The 15,727-nt window shown below is 70.9% G+C and carries 14 protein-coding genes; 4 read left to right on the top strand and 10 right to left on the bottom strand.

Translation table 11 applies throughout. The features are described 5' to 3' along the window. Window positions 1–59: 59 nt before the first annotated feature. Complete coding sequence (gene dnaG / locus WBG06_RS24405) at window positions 60–1,946, bottom strand: DNA primase (protein ID WP_336740081.1); 1,887 nt, start codon at window positions 1,944–1,946, stop codon at window positions 60–62. Window positions 1,947–1,994: 48 nt separating this feature from the next. Here dnaG and WBG06_RS24400 point away from each other — a divergent pair, with 48 nt between their 5' ends. Beyond that, a complete protein-coding gene (locus WBG06_RS24400; RefSeq protein WP_336740080.1) occupies window positions 1,995–2,669 on the top strand; it encodes a class E sortase in 675 nt (224 codons plus the stop codon). Here WBG06_RS24400 and WBG06_RS24395 read toward each other — a convergent pair whose 3' ends face one another. Then, entirely contained in the window at window positions 2,670–3,488 is an 819-nt protein-coding gene (locus WBG06_RS24395; protein WP_336740078.1) for a carbon-nitrogen hydrolase family protein, read from the bottom strand. It abuts the gene before it with no gap. 77 nt (window positions 3,489–3,565) lie between these two features. Between WBG06_RS24395 and WBG06_RS24390 the strand changes: the two genes are divergently transcribed. Beyond that, window positions 3,566–6,928 carry a phosphodiester glycosidase family protein gene (locus WBG06_RS24390; RefSeq protein WP_336740076.1) on the top strand — a complete coding sequence of 1,121 codons (3,363 nt, stop codon included), beginning with the start codon at window positions 3,566–3,568 and terminating at the stop codon, window positions 6,926–6,928. Window positions 6,929–7,000: 72 nt separating this feature from the next. On the opposite strand, the gene WBG06_RS24385 is transcribed toward WBG06_RS24390, so the two are convergent. Next, entirely contained in the window at window positions 7,001–7,933 is a 933-nt protein-coding gene (locus WBG06_RS24385; protein ID WP_336740074.1) for a 2-hydroxyacid dehydrogenase, read from the bottom strand. A 65-nt stretch (window positions 7,934–7,998) separates the two neighbouring features. On the opposite strand from WBG06_RS24385, the gene WBG06_RS24380 reads away from it, so the two are divergent. Beyond that, a complete protein-coding gene (locus WBG06_RS24380; RefSeq protein WP_336740073.1) occupies window positions 7,999–9,381 on the top strand; it encodes a GntP family permease in 1,383 nt (460 codons plus the stop codon). On the opposite strand, the gene WBG06_RS24375 is transcribed toward WBG06_RS24380, so the two are convergent. From WBG06_RS24375 to WBG06_RS24355, 5 genes are all read right to left on the bottom strand, one after another. Next, a complete protein-coding gene (locus WBG06_RS24375; RefSeq protein WP_336740072.1) occupies window positions 9,378–10,022 on the bottom strand; it encodes a maleylpyruvate isomerase family mycothiol-dependent enzyme in 645 nt (214 codons plus the stop codon). The genes WBG06_RS24380 and WBG06_RS24375 overlap by 4 nt on opposite strands. Further along, window positions 10,019–10,498, bottom strand: a complete 480-nt coding sequence (locus WBG06_RS24370) for an SRPBCC family protein (protein WP_336740070.1) — start codon at window positions 10,496–10,498, stop codon at window positions 10,019–10,021. The genes WBG06_RS24375 and WBG06_RS24370 overlap by 4 nt, the downstream gene beginning before the upstream one ends. After that, window positions 10,495–10,824, bottom strand: coding sequence for an ArsR/SmtB family transcription factor (locus tag WBG06_RS24365; RefSeq protein WP_336740068.1), 330 nt, complete (start codon window positions 10,822–10,824; stop codon window positions 10,495–10,497). The genes WBG06_RS24370 and WBG06_RS24365 overlap by 4 nt, the downstream gene beginning before the upstream one ends. A 139-nt stretch (window positions 10,825–10,963) precedes the next feature. After that, complete coding sequence (locus WBG06_RS24360) at window positions 10,964–12,205, bottom strand: deoxyguanosinetriphosphate triphosphohydrolase (protein WP_336740066.1); 1,242 nt, start codon at window positions 12,203–12,205, stop codon at window positions 10,964–10,966. A 22-nt stretch (window positions 12,206–12,227) separates the two neighbouring features. Then, complete coding sequence (locus WBG06_RS24355; RefSeq protein WP_336740065.1) at window positions 12,228–12,689, bottom strand: Rrf2 family transcriptional regulator; 462 nt, start codon at window positions 12,687–12,689, stop codon at window positions 12,228–12,230. Between the two features lie 80 nt (window positions 12,690–12,769). Here WBG06_RS24355 and WBG06_RS24350 point away from each other — a divergent pair, with 80 nt between their 5' ends. Beyond that, a complete protein-coding gene (locus tag WBG06_RS24350) occupies window positions 12,770–13,612 on the top strand; it encodes an SDR family oxidoreductase (protein WP_336740064.1) in 843 nt (280 codons plus the stop codon). A gap of 46 nt (window positions 13,613–13,658) precedes the next feature. Here WBG06_RS24350 and WBG06_RS24345 read toward each other — a convergent pair whose 3' ends face one another. Together WBG06_RS24345 and WBG06_RS24340 are read right to left on the bottom strand one after the other, a co-directional pair. Further along, window positions 13,659–14,639: a mucin-2 protein gene (locus WBG06_RS24345; protein WP_336740063.1), complete on the bottom strand. Its 981-nt coding sequence runs from the start codon at window positions 14,637–14,639 to the stop codon at window positions 13,659–13,661. Between the two features lie 230 nt (window positions 14,640–14,869). After that, window positions 14,870–15,640 (bottom strand): mucin-2 protein, encoded by a 771-nt coding sequence (locus WBG06_RS24340; RefSeq protein ID WP_336740061.1) that lies wholly within the window; start codon window positions 15,638–15,640, stop codon window positions 14,870–14,872. Between the last annotated feature and the right edge of the window lie 87 nt (window positions 15,641–15,727).

Raw genomic sequence — 15,727 nt, 5'->3', positions numbered from 1 at the left:
CTTGCGGCGCGGGTGAAACCTTAGCAACCCCGCGGCAGCGATCGGAAATCGGCATGCCCTCATTCGGCGACGAGGTTGCGCAGTCCGCGACGGTGCTGTTCGAGGGCGGCGAGCTGGGCGAAGAGACGGTTGTAGGCCTCGGGGTCGGAGGCGGCGTCGGAGCGCTGCAGACGGCTCTTCACGTCGGCGATGCGGCGCTGGTCGAGGAGCTCGAGTAGGCGTACGACGTATTGCAGGACGTAGGCCGAGTCGGGCTCCTTCGCGGAGGGGATCGGCTCCACGGCGAGCTCGGCGAGGATGCGGTTGACGAGGGGGTCGGTGGCGGCGGCGCCGAGCTTCTGGGCCCAGTGGGCGTCGCCGGTGCCGGCGCCGGGACCGCCGAGGCCGGCGATGATCTCCCACAGGGCGCGGTAGAGGGGGTGGGTGAAGGCCTCGGGGGTGATCTCGCCGGTGGTGCGGCCCAGGGCGACCGGGTGCTGCACGAAGAGCTTCAGGGTCTCGCGCTCGACCGTGAAGCGCGGCTCGCGCGGGTGCGGCATCGGCGGGCGACGCGGAGCGGCGGACACCTCCGGAGTGGGACCAGCGTGCTCGCGCCGGGAGGGAGCAGCAGACGGCGCGGGGCGGCCGGCTGCGCGGCGTACCTCTCGGGCAGCCTCGTCCGGATCGACACCGAGGAAGCGTGCCAGGTCCCGGGTGAAGCCCATCTTCTTGGACTCGTCACGCACAGAGGCCACCAGGGGCGCGGCTTCACGGAGCGCGTCGACGCGGCCGTCGGCCCGGTCGAGGTCGTATTTCGAGGCGACGTTGCGCAGCACGAACTCGTAGAGCGGGACGCGGTTGGCGAGCAGCTCGCGGACCGCCTCGTCGCCCTTCTTGATCCGTAGGTCGTTGGGGTCGAGGCCGTCGGGCTCGACGGCGACGTAGGTCTGGGAGGTGAAGTTGCCGTCGCCCTTGAACGCCTTCAGCGCGGCGGCCTGCCCGGCGGCGTCGCCGTCGAAGGTGAACACGACCGCGCCGCGCAACTGCTGGTCGTCGGAGATGAACCGGCGCAGCACCTTGGCGTGGTCGTCGCCGAACGCGGTGCCGCAGGTCGCGACCGCGGTGGTGATCCCGGCGAGGTGGCAGGCCATCACGTCGGTGTAGCCCTCCACGATCACCGCCTCGCGGGTGCGGGCCATCTCCTTGCGGGCCAGGTCGATGCCGTAGAGCACGTGCGACTTCTTGTAGATCGGCGTCTCGGAGGTGTTGAGGTATTTCGCCTCGATGCGGTCGTCGTCGAAGAGCCGGCGCGCGCCGAACCCGATGACGTCACCGCCCGACTCCCGGATCGGCCACATCAGCCGGCCGCGGAACCGGTCGTAGTGAGACCGGCCCTGGGCCACCAGACCGGCGGTGACCACCTCCTCGTCGGAGAATCCCCGCGCCCGCAGGTGGCGGTAGAGGTCCTCTCCCCCGCGCGGCGAGAAGCCGACGCCGAAGTGCAGCGCCGCGTCACGGTCGAAGCCCTTCTCGGCGAGGAACTGGCGCGCGACCACCGCGTCCGGGGTCAGCAGCTGCTCGGCGTAGAACTCGGCGGCGACCTTGTGGGCCTCGACCAGCTTGCCGCGGCCGGGCCCTCGCCGGACCGGAGCCTCGTCGCCCTCTTCGCGCTGGACCTGGACGCCGACCTTGTCGCCGAGCCGCTCGACCGCCTCGAAGAAGCTCAGGCCCTCGAGCTTCATCACGAAGTCGATGACGTCGCCGCCCTCGCCGCAGCCGAAGCACTTGTAGAACCCGCGGGTCGGGTTGACGTTGAACGACGGCGACTTCTCGTCGTGGAACGGGCAGAGGCCCTTGTAGGTCCCCGGTCCTGCCCGGCGCAGCGTGACGTACTGGGAGACGATGTCGTCGAGGCGTGCCTTCTCGCGCACCTCTTGGATGCTCGTCTCCTTGATCCGACCCGCCACAACGCCTGATCCTACGTGGCGAGGTGTCCGGCTGAGATGCTTGACCTGATGTCCACCACCACCCAGAGCCGATCGCCCGTACGCCGGGGGATCTTCTGGCTCGGTCTCGTCATGCTCCTGGCCGGGTTGGGCCTGCTCGGCTACGTCGCCTGGGAGTTCTACGGCACCACGATCCTCAGCAAGGAACGACAGCAGGACACCACCTCGAAGATCGAGCAGGGCTGGGACTCGGGACAGACCGAGGTGACCACCGAGTTCGGGTCGGCCGAGGCCCTCATCGAGATCCCGCGCTTCGGCAAGGACTACCGGATCCCGGTCCTCGAGGGGATCTCGGACGACGCCCTGGGCGCCGGCTACGGACATTTCAAGGGCACCGCCCGGCCCGGCGAGGTCGGCAACTTCGCGCTCGCCGGCCACCGGATCACCCACGGCGAGCCGCTGCGCGACATGCCCGAGCTCCGCGAGGGCGACGAGATCCGCGTCCTGACCAAGGACACGACCTACATCTATGCCCTCACCACCGACGGCGACGACCTGGTCGTGCCGTTCACCTCGATCTGGGTCACCGATCCCCTCCCCGACAACCCCGAGGAGGGCGGGGTCGAGCCGGAGCAGGTCGAGGGCCAGCGTCTGATCACCCTCACCACCTGCGCCGAGCTCTTCCACACCGACGACCGGATGATCGCCTTCGGCAAGCTCGTCGGCGAAGAGCCGACGCCCTGATCAGAATCGCAGCGTACGCCGGGGGCCGAGATCTACGCGGCGGTCGGCCCACATCCGCTGCTCGTCCCGGACGCGGCTGACCTCGGCCGGGTCGATCGTGGCGAGGACCATGCCCGGCGTGGCGTCATCGAGCCGTTCGACCGGTCGTCCGAGCGGGTCGTAGACCGCGGTGCCGCCGATGAAGCCGAGCGGACCGCCGACGAGGCCCGCGAAGGCGACGTACATCGAGTTGTCGAGCGCGCGGGCGGCATAGTGCAGGTCTCGCCGGTGGCCGCCACCGGGGAAGTAGGCGCCGGAGTTGAGGTAGAGGATCGCGCCGTCCGCGGCCGCGGCAGCGGCGTGCTCGGGGAAGTTCGCGTCGTAGCAGACCGACAGCGCGACCCGGACGCCGTCGATCTCGATCATCGTGCCGTGCTCACCGGCCTCGAACCGGGCCCGCTCGGGCGGGTAGAGGTGCTGTTTGCCGTAGGCCGCCACCGGCTCCGTCTGCGGTGCGATGACCAGGCTGCTGAGCTCACGGCGTCCGGCGTGGTCGAGCGGTGAGTTGAGCACCAGCACGGCCCCCGTCTCGTCGACCGCCGCCTGCACCGGAGCGAGCCAGGCGGGATCCTCGAGCGTGGGCAGCGGGCGGGCGAACACGTCGAGGTCCCACGAGGTCGTGAACGTCTCCGGCAGCGCGATCAGCCGGGCACCGCTCGCCGCCGCCTCACGGACCCGCTCCGCAGCCGTGGCGACGTTGGCGTCCACGTCGCCCGGCACTGCTCTCTCCTGAACCACCGCTATCCGAAGCACGCCGCGACCGTACCGTTCGCCCACCATCGTCCGTTCACAGATCCGCCACACACGGTTTCGCCATTTGGCCTCCGTCACACCGTCGGGCTCGCCACAGTGGGATCGTGCGCCCCCTCCTCACGCTCGTTCTCGCCCTGGCTCTTCTCGTCTCCGCCGGACCCGTCGCCGCCGACGTACCTCCGCCACCTCCAACGGCGGTGACGCTCGCCCCCGGCGGGATCCCGCCGAACCAGCAGGAGGCCAACGGCTACGACTTCGCCGCCGGAGGCGAGGCGCTGTCGACGGTCGCGACCCAGGACGTCGCTCCCGGGTTGAGGCTCACCAACTTCCAGCGCCTCGAGAACGCCGGGTGGAACCGCGGCAACGTCCTCACCGCGGACCTGTCCGAGCCGACGCTGACGATGGACGTACGCAACACGGGCGCCGTCGCGGGGATCGGCACGCTGTCGAGCCAGATGGCCGGGACCGGCGCGGTGGCCGGCATCAACGCGGGCTTCTACGACATCAACGCCTCCGGTGCGCCGATCGGGCTGGCCAAGAGCCGCGACGGCCTGCAGAACGCCCGGTTCGGGTCCGACCCGACGCTCTCGATGGCCGGCGCCGAGGCAGCGATCGGCGAGCTGACCTCGGGCGGTACGGTCACGATCGACGGCGCCGACCACGACCTGGCCGGGTTCAACACCCCGTCGCTGCCGACCGGCGGGATCGGCGTCTACACCCGGCTGTGGGGCGACTACACGCTCGACCGGCCGGTCGGCGGACCGGGGAACATCTCCGCCGAGGTCGCCCGCGCCACCGTGGTCGACGGCATCGTGACCGCCGTCGCCGACGAGGCCGGTCCCCCGGCCGTTCCCGACGGCGGCCAGGTGCTGCTCGGCCGGGAGACCGGCGCCGAGGTCGTACGCAGCCTCGCGGTCGGCGACCGGGTGGAGGTCACCGTCGGGCTGGCCGAGGAGGCCGACTGGGCGGTCAGCGGCAACGTCCAGCTCGTGGTCGACGGCGAGATCGGCCCCGGGATCGGTGACGACGGCGTCCACTCGCGGACGGCGGTCGGCCTCAACCGCGACGGCACGAAGCTGATCGTGCTCGCTCTGGACGGCCAGACGGGCGCGAGCCGTGGGATGACGCGGGCGGAGCTGGCGCGGTTCATGCTCAGCCTGGGGGCCTACCAGGCGCTCAATCTGGACGGCGGTGGCTCGACCACGATGGCGGCCCGGGTCACGGGCGACGTGGAGCCGAGGATCGTCGACACCCCCTCCGACGGCCGCGAGCGCGAGGTCTCCAACACCTTGCTGTTCTTCTCCTCGGCCCGTCCCGCCGGGGTCGCGACCGGGGCGCAGGTGCGCCCGGTCACCAACCGAGCCGGCGCCTATCGAGTGCTGCGGGGGCAGCGGCGTACCGTCTTCGGGTCGGGGTTGGACGCGACCTACGCCGCTGTCGAGCAGCCGGGCCGGTTCCGCACCCAGGGTGCCGGGGCGCGGATCGTCGACGACAGCGGTGACCGGGCGACCGCCCACGCGCGGCGTACGGGGTCGAGCGAGGTCGTCTACACGACCGAACACCACCGCGCCTCGATGCCGCTGACCGTCCTCGGCCCGCTCGACCGGCTCGCGGTCGACAGGTCCCAGCTCGCCATCGAGCAGCCCGGGGAGGCCGCGACGATCCAGCTCACCGGCTACGACGCGGACGGTCGGCCGGCACCGATCGAGCCGAGCGAGGTCACCGTGGACGCCGATCCCGGTGTCGAGGTCACCCGCGACGGGGCCAACGGTTTCGTCGTCCGCGCCACCATGACCAGCGGGGCCGCGGTGATCGACTTCGTCGTCGGTGATCACCACGTGACCTCGACGGTGCTGGTCGGCACCGAGCAGCACACCCTGGCCGACTTCGCCGACGGCGCCGCCTGGAAGGTCGAGACCGCCCGGGCGACGGCGACCGTCGCGCCCGTCGCCGGCGGTGGCCACGACGGCAGCGACGCGCTGCGGCTGCGCCACGACTTCACCACCAGCACCGGGACCCGCGGCGTCTACGCCGTCCCGCCGGCCGGGCTGAGCGTGCCCGGAAGCCCGCTGAGCCTGTCGCTGTGGGTCGAGGGCGACGCCAGCGGCATCTGGCCGCGCATCCAGATCCGCTCGGGCGACGGCACCGTCAGCAACCTCGACGGCGACCTGGTCACCTGGGACGGATGGCAGCAGGTGACGTACCCGATCCCGCCGGGCACCGCCATGCCGATCCGCGTCGACAAGATCCGGTTCCTGGAGACTCGGCCCGAGGTGTCCTACCGCGGCGACCTGACCATCAGCGGCCTCGTCGCCAACGTCGCGCCGACCGCACCCCCGACGCACGTCGAGCCCGTCCACGACCCGGTGATCCTCACCGAGGGCACCGTCGACGAGCGGCCGCAGCGGATCGCGGTGATGTCCGACGGCCAGTTCGTGGCACGCAACCCCGACAGTGATCTCGTACGTCACGTCCGCGAGACGCTCCGGGAGATCGTCGCCGCCCGTCCCGACCACCTGATCATCGACGGTGACCTCGTCGACGAGGCCTCCCCCGCCGACATCGCGCTGGCGAAGAGGATCCTCGACGAGGAGGTCGGCGACCGGATCCCCTACACCTATGTCCCCGGGAACCACGAGGTCATGGGTGGCCCGATCACGAACTTCAAGGCGGTCTTCGGGACGACCCACACCGCGTTCCGGATCGGGGCGACGCAGCTCATCACCCTCAACAGCTCCTCGGGGACGCTGCACGGCAACGACGACGGCAAGGCCCAGCTGACCGAGCTGGAGTCACAGCTGGACGCCGCCGCCGCTGATCCGACGGTCTCCGGTGTCGTCCTCGCGATGCACCACCCGATCGACGACCCGCTCCCGGACAAGGCCTCGCAGCTCGGTGACCGGATCGAGGCCCGGCAGCTCGAGGACCGGCTGGGCAGGTTCCGTACGTCCTCGGGCAAGTCGGTCGCCGTCATCAACGGTCACGTCGGCGTCTTCCACGGTTCCTCGGCACAGGGCATCTCGATGCTGATCAACGGCAACTCGGGCAAGAACCCGGCCGGCACCGTGGCCGGCGGAGGCTTCCGGGGCTGGACCATGGTCGGGATCGACCCGGCGGCCGGCGTCGTCGGCAGCAACCCGCGTCCCGGCGCACGGCTGCGCTGGCTGCGGGCCGAGACCCGTCCCGCGGTCGACACCGTCACCATCGACGCCCCCGCGACGTTGGCCGCCGGGTCGTCGGTGACGCTGGAGCCCACCCTCACCCAGGGTGCCGCGACCGTCCCGGTCGCGTGGCCGGTCACCGCGGACTGGGGCGGCAACGGGGTCGTGATCGGCGAGCACGGGCAGGGCGCCGTACGCCTGGACCCGGTCACCCGGCGGCTGACCGCGCTGCGACCCGGGACCGCCACCCTGACGCTCGTGGTGAACGGCGTGAAGGCGGAGTCGACGGTGACGGTGACGCGGTAGCACGGGCGGGGTAGTCCGGGAGCGAACTGCCTAGTACTCGCGGGTATATGGGCAGTTCGCTCCCGGACTACCTCAGTAGTCGCCCGACATCACGTTCGCGAGCGGCTCGCCGGCGGCGAACCGCTCGAGCTGCTCGCGTACGACCCGGTAGGCGCGCGGCCACATCGCGCTCGACGCGCCGCCGACGTGCGGGGTGATGAGCAGGTTGGGCGAGCCCCACAGCGGGCTCCGGGCCGGGAGCGGCTCGGTCTCGGCCACGTCGATGGCCGCGTGGATCCGCTCCGTGGCGAGCTCGGCGACCAGGTCGTCGGTGACGACGACGCCTCCGCGAGCCACGTTGACCAGCAGAGCGCCGTCCTTCATCCGACCCAGGAACTCCCGGTCGACCAGGCCGCGGGTCTCGTCGGTCAGAGGCGTGACCAGCACGATCACGTCGGCGTCCGGCACGAGGGCGGAGAGCTCGTCGAAGCCGTGCACGCCCTCCCGGGCGGTCCGCGCGACGCGGACGACCTCGGTCTCGAACGGAAGCAGCCGCGCCTCGATGGCCTGGCCGATCGCTCCGTAGCCGACGATCAGGACCCGCTTGTCGGCCAGCGACGGGAACCAGCCCGGCCGCCACGCGTGCTCGTCCTGATGACGTACGTGGCCCGGGATGCCCCGCAGCGACGACAGGATGAGCGTCACGGCGAGCTCCGCGGTCGAGGTGTCGTGGATGCCACGGCCGTTGCAGAGCGTCACCCCTTCGGGGATGTGGCCGCGGGCGGCGTCGACGCCGGCGGTGAGCAGCTGCACCACCTGGAGCGACTTCATCTGGCTGACGACGTCGAAGATGCGCGAGCCGAGCATGTAGGGCGGCAGATAGAAGGCCACCTCGCCGACCGAGTCCGGCACCTCGACCTCGTCCTGCGCGAACCGGGTGTGGTCGAAGAGCTCGAAGCGGAGTCCTGCGGGCACCTCGCCCAGCTCGGACGGGTCGAAGGGTAGCCACACGAGGGGATCGCTCATGCCGGCAGACTCTCATACCCCATCAGGGGTGACCTCAGTCACATCCCGCCGCTAGGGTGTCCGCCATGGAACCGCTGGCACCCGCATACCCCACGTGGGTGATGCTTCTGATCGCCGCAGTCGCGGTCGTCGTGCTCCTCGTCCTGATCGCCAAGGTCAAGCTGCACGCCTTCATCTCGCTGGTGCTGGTGAGCGCGGTGACCGCTGTCGCGGCCGGCATCCCGGTCGCCGACGTACCGACCGCGATGCTGACCGGCTTCAGCGCGACGCTCGGCTCGGTGGCGCTGCTGGTGGCGTTCGGCGTGATGCTGGGACGGCTGCTGGAGGTGACCGGCGGAGCGCAGGTGCTGGCCGACACGCTGATCGGCGCCTTCGGCGAGAAACGAGCGCCGTTGGCGCTCGGTGTGGCGGCGCTGATCTTCGGGTTCCCGATCTTCTTCGACGCCGGCCTGGTCGTCTTCCTGCCGATCATCTTCGCGGTCGCGCGGCGGTTCGGCGGATCGATCCTCGTCTACGCGCTGCCCACCGCCGCCAGCTTCGCGGCCATGCATGCGGTCGTGCCGCCCCACCCCGGCCCGGTCGCCGCGGCCACCGAGCTCGGCGGCGACATCGGCCTGACCTTGCTGGTCGGCGTACCGGTCGCGGTGCTGGCCTGGATCCCCGGCGGCTACCTCGTCGGCACCAGGCTGGGTGCTCGATTCAGTCCCGAGCCCACCAACGTCTTCGCGATCGACGAGGAGTCCGCGAAGGGCGACACTCCTCCCCCGTCGTTCGGGACCGTGGTCCTTCTCCTCGCGCTGCCCCTCGTCCTGATCGGGCTCAACACGGTCGTCTCCACGCTGCGGGCCGCCGGGACCATCGGCGAGGACGACACCTGGGCCAGCGCGCTGGTGCTCATCGGCCAGACCCCGATCGCGCTGCTGATCACCGTCCTGATCGCGCTCCTGATGCTCTCCCCCGGCCGGTTCCCGATCGGCCGGGCGAGCGACATCCTCGACCAGGCGCTCGGCCCGATCTGCGCGATCATCCTGATCACCGGCGCCGGCGGAATGTTCGGCGGCGTCCTGCGCACCAGCGGCATCGGGGAGGCGCTGTCATCCTCGCTCTCCGGGCTCGGGATGTCGCTCATCGTGCAGGCCTTCCTGATCGCGACGCTGCTGCGGGTCGCCCAGGGGTCGGCAACCGTGGCACTGACCACCACGGCCGGCCTGATCTCCGCCCAGGTCGCCGCCGCGGGCCTGAGCAGCTTCGACATCTCGCTGCTCGTGTTCGCCATCGCCGCCGGCGCGACCGTCCTCTCCCACGTCAACGACTCCGGGTTCTGGCTGGTCAGCCGCTTCTTCGGGATGGACGTCATCACCACCCTCAAGACCTGGACCGTGCTGGAGACCACGCTCGGGCTCTCGGTCTTCGCGATCGCGTCCGTGCTCTGGGTGGTCGTTCCCTAGACGCCCGTACGCCGCACCCGGCCCGCCAGTGTCGCCAACCCGTCGCCGGCGAGCTCCGGCAACGCGTCGGCCCGGCCGCAGACCGCCATCAGCAGCGCCTCACCCGGGCCGACGACGTCGGCGCCGCTCCCGCTCCCGCTCCCGTGCGACCAGTCGAGGTCGGTGGCCACCAGCCGCAGACCGCGTACGTTCCTTCTCGCTGGCAGCGGTGGGGCCATCAGAGCGAAGTCGAGGACCGGTACCAGCCGTTCCGGCGGGATCGTCCGCGGTCGCTCGAGTGCTCGCCGGATGTCCTGATGATGGATGAGCCCGTCGGTCAACCCGATCCGGGCATCGGCGATCGCCGTGGGCCCGGACGGCTCCACGTGTGCGCGGAGGTAGTCGAGCAGATCGGCCGGCGTTCGCTCCCCGAACGCCTCCAGCCGGCGAGCGTTCATCTCGCCGAACCGGAACCCCGAGCGCAGGAAGCTGCCGGCGAACTCCGCCAGGCCGACCTCCTCATAGCTCACCATGTGCGCGACCACGTCCCGCACGGACCACCCGCGGCACAGCGATGGCTGGTCCCACTGCCCCGGTGCCAGCGTCTCGAGGAAGTCGGCCAGGTCGCGACGCTCGGCCGTCGCGAGCGCGGTGCGGCTCACGCCTCGGCGAGCGTCCGGAAGCGCTCCAGGTAGATCCCCCAGGCGCTGTCGCCGGCAGCGCGGTCACGCCAGCCCTGCCACCCGGCGCCGTGCCGGTCGAGGTGACGATGCTCGAGGCGTACGCGGGTCTGCTCGGCCCCGATCGCGGTGAAGGTGAACTCGACCTCGCTGCACCGGGACGGGTCCGGCTCCAACCGGAAGTCAGGGGTGATGTCCCAGGAGATGACCAGCCGGTGGGGCGGCTCGACGACGAGCACACGGGCCCACTGGCAGGTGCTGCCGTCGACACCGCGGTCGTAGACACGGCCGCCGACCTTCGGCTCCAGGACCGTCTCGGCGATCTCGACCGGGAGCAGGTTGTGCTCGCGTGGCTTGATCCGGTCGAAGTCCTCGGTGAACACCTTGAAGGCATGCTCGACCGGGACGTCGACGGTGATCTCCAGGTCCACGGACGTGGGTTCGCGGGTGATGCTCATGGCTGTTCCTTCGCTGCCCGATTCTCTGCGCGGTAGCTGTCCTCAGCCACCTGCTTGAACGACTGCAGCGCCTGGGTCCAGTAGATGTCCAGCTCGGCGCGCAGCTCGGCCAGGCCTTCGAGCCTGGCCTGGTAGATCCGGCGGCGACCGGCCGGCGTCATCGACACCAGGCCGGCCTCGCGCAGAACCTTGAGGTGCTGGGACACCGCGGCCATGCTCACCGGCAGTGCGTCGGCGATCTCCCCCACCGAGCACGGCCCGGCGGCCACCCGCGCCAGGACCTGGCGGCGGGTGGAGTCGGAGACGGCGTACCAGACATCGGTCACGTCATTTAAGGTAACGCTTAAATGACGTGAGAGCAATGGCCGAGAGGTCGGTCCCGCCGGTCGAGGCGTCTACTGCGTCGGCCGAGTGGGCACGGAGGTGCCCACTCGGCCGACCAAGCCGACGCTTCGGCTGATGGGGTCAGCCTGCACAGAGCCGTTCGTGCCAGGCCAGGGCGGTGATGTCGGTGAGCGAGGCGACCTGGTCGATCACGACCCGGAGCCGAGCAGCGTCGTCGGCCGCGTCGCGCCAGTCGTCGGCGAACTGGCGGTCGAGATCGTCCGGTCCGGTGGCGACGAGGTGCTCGAGCAGCTCGCCGAGCAGGTTGCGCTGGCGGTCCATCTTCACGGCCCGCTCGTCGGTGCGCATCACGTAGTGGGCCGCGACGCCCTTGAGCAGCGCGATCTCCAGCCGGGTCTGCTCCGGCACCACCAGGTCGGCACCGAAGCGGACGTAGGGGCCGCCACCGGCGGCGTACGTGGCCTCCTTCACCGCGCCGCAGAACCGGCCGATGATGTCGGAGGTCAGGTTCTTGAGCATCGCCCGGGACCGTCGAGAGGCGTCGTAAGCAGCACCGTCCGCGATCCAGCAGCCGGCGGCACGGAGGTCGGCGATCGTCGAGACGGCCAGGGCGCGGTCGAAGCCCGGGACATACCAGTCGGCCACGGTCTCGGCGACACCGTCGAGGTCGAGGCCGGCCAGATCGATCTTGCCGGCAACGATGCCGTCCTCCACGTCGTGCACGGAGTAGGCGACGTCGTCGGAGAGGTCCATGATCTGCGCCTCGACGCACTTGCGCCGGCCGGCATCGTCGGCGCGCAGCCAGGTGAAGACCGGCAGGTCGTCCTCGTAGACCCCGAACTTCGACCCCTGCCGCTCGTCGAATCCCCACGGATACTTCGTGCAGGCGTCCAGCGTCGCCCGGGTCAGGTTGAGCCCGACCGAGCGCCCGTCGGCATCGAAGGTCTTCGCCTCCAGGCGGGTCAGGATCCGCAGCGTCTGGGCGTTGCCCTCGAAACCGCCGATCCCCGCGGCCTGCTCGGCGAGGACGTTCTCGCCGTTGTGACCGAACGGCGGGTGGCCGAGGTCGTGCGCGAGGGCAGCGGTCTCGGCGATGTCGGGCTGCGGCGAGTCCGGCCCGTTCAGGGCCCGCGACAGGTCCCGCGCGACCTGGGCCACCTCGAGCGAGTGGGTCAGCCGGTTGCGTACGAAATCGTCGGCCTGCGGCCCCACGACCTGGGTCTTCGCAGCGAGACGCCGGGTCGACGCCGCGTGCACCACCCGGGCGCGGTCGCGCTCGAACTGGGTGCGTTCCGGCGCAGCCACCCGTTTGGGCGGCTCCGCGACGATCCGCTCCCGGTCGGCGGCTCCGTATAGCTCCACAGTCCGAGAGGCTATCGCTGGCTCACGGCAGGAGCGCGGCGAAGTCGGTCGGGTCGAACCCGGAGTCGTCGAGGACGTCGTCGAGCGTGATGCCCTCGAGCTCGGCCAGGACCGCCTTGACGACCCGTCGGTCGAGGTCGGTCAGCACGCCCTGGATGCTGGCGCCGACCGGGCAGGCGGGGTTCGGGCCGTGGATGCCGAGGACCGGGTCCTCTCCCTGCAGCACCTGCCACACCTGGGCGAGATTGACGACGCCGGGGTCGGCGGCGAGCTCCCATCCCCCGTGGGCACCGGGGCGCGAGCGGACCAGGCCGGCAGCACGGAGCGGCCCGAGGACCTTGCGCACGTGGACCGGGTTGACCGCGGTGCTCCCGGCCAGCTCTTCGGAGCTGACCGGGGTCGCACGCCCCGCCGCCGCGCACGAGGCGAGGTAGGTCAGGACATGGACCGCCACCGCGAAACGGGTGTTCGTCGGAGTGGCCATACCCCCATCTTGCCTTATTGCCATCGCTATGACTACATTTAAAGAACCGTCATCAACGTGACTACAGATAGGACTCTTCCATGACCCTCGCCATCACCGGCGCTTCCGGCCAGCTCGGCCGCCTCGTCGCCGACCAGCTCCTCGCCACCGTCGACCCCGCCGAGGTCGTCCTCCTCACCCGCGACCCCGCCAAGCTCGCCGACTACGCCGAGCGCGGTGCCGACGTCCGCGCCGCCGACTTCGACAAGCCCGCCGACCTCGTCGACGCCTTCGCCGGCGTCGACCGCGTGCTGCTGATCTCGACCGACGTCGTCGGCGCCCGCGTCGAGGGCCACCGCGCCGCCATCGACGCCGCCGCCAAGGCAGGCGTACGCCACATCGCCTACACCTCGGTGCCCGAGCCGACCTCCGACAACCCGGCCGGCGTGGTTCCCGACCACGCCGCCACCGAGGACGCACTGCGCGAGAGCGGCCTCGCCTGGACCATGCTGCGCAACAACCTCTACGCCGACATGCAGGTCGACGCCGTCGCCCAGGCAGCCGCGAGCGGACAGCTCGTCACCAACGTCGGCGACGGCGCCGCGGCCTACGTCACCCGCGCCGACTGCGCTGCTGTCGCCGTCGGGGTGCTCACGGGTGACGGGCACGAGGGCAAGACGTACGACGTGACCGGCCCGCGGGCCTACACCGCGACCGACCTGGCCGCGCTCGCCGCCGACAAGTCCGGCAAGCCCGTCGAGGTCGTCCAGGTCGACGACGAGGCCTACACCGCCGGCCTCGTCTCCGCAGGCCTCCCGGACTTCGTCGCCCCGCTGCTCACCTCGTTCGGCGCCGCGACCCGCCTCGGCAAGCTCGCCACCGTCACCGATGTCGTCGAGCAGGTCGGTGGCCGCAAGCCGACCCCGCTCAGCGCCCTGATCTGACCTGACCCCCGCCGAGTCGGCCCGTCGTGACGGGCCGACTCGGCGCTCAGTTGACGGCTACGTGGACGTGGTCGTAGTGGTTGGCGGTGGGGTCGCCGCGATCCTCCATCGGGCGCCAGCCCTCGGCGGCTCGGACCGGGGTCCAGATGCGCTGGTACCAGATGACGTCGTAGATGTTCAGCGCTGCGGCGTGCTCGCGGACGAAGGCGGCGATGGCGTCGCCGAGCTCCTTGTCGTCGGTCATGAAGTCGAGCGCCTTGCCGTCGATGTGCTCGCCGTGCGGGTCGTAGCCGTAGGTGGTGCCGGAGGCGACCGCGGGGAACGCATTGCAGACGGCGCGGTAGAGATCGACCGCGTCAGGGATGAGGCCGTCCTCGACCGAGGAGTCGCCGCAGGCCGAGAAGTCCAGACCACCCGGAGCCTCCGTCGGCGGCGGAGCGGGCGTCGGGGTCGGCGTGGGCTCGGGAGGCGGCTCGGGCTTGGTCGTGCCCAGGTTGCCGTCGGGGATCCACACCGGGTTGCCCTCCAGCACGATCTCCTGGCGGCCACCCTCGTCCCGGCCGGTGTAGTAGACCGCGCGCCCGAGCTCCAGCGTGCCGATCTCCTTGGCCCGCTTCCCGTAGGAGGCGTAGACGGTGACATCGTCCTGCAGATAGCGCAGCACGGCCTTCTGGGCACCGCCGCTGACCGACGTGGGCTTCTCGGTCAACGACTCGATCGGCGAGACCTCGCTGGCCGAGCCGGTGCTCGGGTGGGCGCCGCGATCGCCGCTGCGGCTGACCGTCGCCTCTCGGCCGAAGACCTCGCGGCGGTCGCTCGACCTCCGGGTGTCCTCCCGGGTCGTCGGCAGCGGCGGGACCTCGATCTTCGCCTTCGCCGTGGTCGCGATACGCCGCTCGGCCGGTGACGGCAGCCGGACGCCTGCCTTCTCCTCGACCTCGGCGACGATGATGCCGGGGTTGGCCGCAGCCGCACCTGCGGCCACCGCTCCGCTGGTCGCGAACGTCACGATCCCTGCGGTCGCCACGGCGTTCTTGGTTCTCCGGACAGCTCGATAATCGCCTCGGTGGCTGGTGGCCACTGTGCAATCCTTCGCTCGACAACGTGGGGGCAGCGCCCGAGTCAAGCACACACCTGCTGGGGTATCCCACGGTCGTCCCGAGACTATGGCGAAGTTGTTACCCGCAGACCTAGCCACAGACGTACGTCGGCCCGGGCTCGTGAGCCCGGGCCGATCTGCGTACGAATGCAGCGGTGTCAGTTCGTCGAGACGTGCACGTGGTCGTAGTGGTTGGCGGTGGCGGACCCGCGGTCCTCCATCGAGCGCCAGCCCTCCGAGGCACGCACCGGCGTCCAGATGCGCTGATACCAGATGATGTCGTAGAGGTTGAGCTCCGCGGCGTGCTTCTGCAGGTAGGCAGCGATCGCGTCGCCGAGAGCCTTGTCGCCGGTCATGAAGTCGAGCGCCTTGCCCGAGGTGTGCTCACCGTGGGCGTCCCAGCCACCGACGGTCATCGAGGCGACCTCCGGGAAGGCGTTGCAGACGGCGCGGTAGACGGTGACGGCATCGGAGACCAGGCCGCTCTCGACCGAGGAGTCGCCGCACGCGGCGGCGCTGACACCGGCGGCGATGCCGGTGGTCTCGGGCTTCTTGTCGCTGAGGTTGCCGGTGGTCACCCAGGCGACGTCGCCGTCATAGATGATCTCGTCGCGACCGGACGCGGTGCGTCCGGTGGCGTAGACGACCTTGCCGGCCTCGATCTCGCCGGCCTGGGTGGCGTGCTTGCCGTAGGCGGTCCACAGGTTCAGAGTCTCTGTGGTCCAACGCTTGAGCGCCTTGGCGGTGCCGGTCTCGACCTGCTCGGGCCCCTTGGTCAGCGCCTCGACCGAGGAGACCGACTCACGGTCGCCTCCGCTCCGGCTGACCACGGTCTCCCGTCGATCCCCGGCGACGCGCGCGTCGTCACGGGTGCTCGGCACGCCCGCCTTGGCGGAGGTGAGCGATGCGCCTGCGTTCTTGGTGACCAATGACGTCGGCTCCGCGAAAGCGGCTCCGGCACCGACTGCTACGCCGGTCGCGAGAACGGCGACCCCTGCGCTGGCAACTATTGATTT

The sequence above is a fragment of the Nocardioides sp. CCNWLW239 genome, from assembly GCF_037137035.1.
In the GTDB taxonomy this organism is placed as follows: domain Bacteria; phylum Actinomycetota; class Actinomycetes; order Propionibacteriales; family Nocardioidaceae; genus Nocardioides.
Note: the sequence above shows the minus strand (reverse complement) of the source record. Positions and strands in the feature narration are given on the sequence as shown.

Bases quoted from the DNA above. Each gene is read 5' to 3' on its own strand.
- WBG06_RS24395 (WP_336740078.1), bottom strand. From the start codon at position 3,488: ATGGTGGGCGAACGGTACGGTCGCGGCGTGCTTCGGATAGCGGTGGTT.
- WBG06_RS24355 (WP_336740065.1), bottom strand. From the start codon at position 12,689: ATGGCCACTCCGACGAACACCCGTTTCGCGGTGGCGGTCCATGTCCTG.
- WBG06_RS24370 (WP_336740070.1), bottom strand. From the start codon at position 10,498: ATGAGCATCACCCGCGAACCCACGTCCGTGGACCTGGAGATCACCGTC.
- WBG06_RS24400 (WP_336740080.1), top strand. From the start codon at position 1,995: ATGTCCACCACCACCCAGAGCCGATCGCCCGTACGCCGGGGGATCTTC.
- WBG06_RS24380 (WP_336740073.1), top strand. From the start codon at position 7,999: ATGGAACCGCTGGCACCCGCATACCCCACGTGGGTGATGCTTCTGATC.
- WBG06_RS24385 (WP_336740074.1), bottom strand. From the start codon at position 7,933: ATGAGCGATCCCCTCGTGTGGCTACCCTTCGACCCGTCCGAGCTGGGC.
- WBG06_RS24350 (WP_336740064.1), top strand. From the start codon at position 12,770: ATGACCCTCGCCATCACCGGCGCTTCCGGCCAGCTCGGCCGCCTCGTC.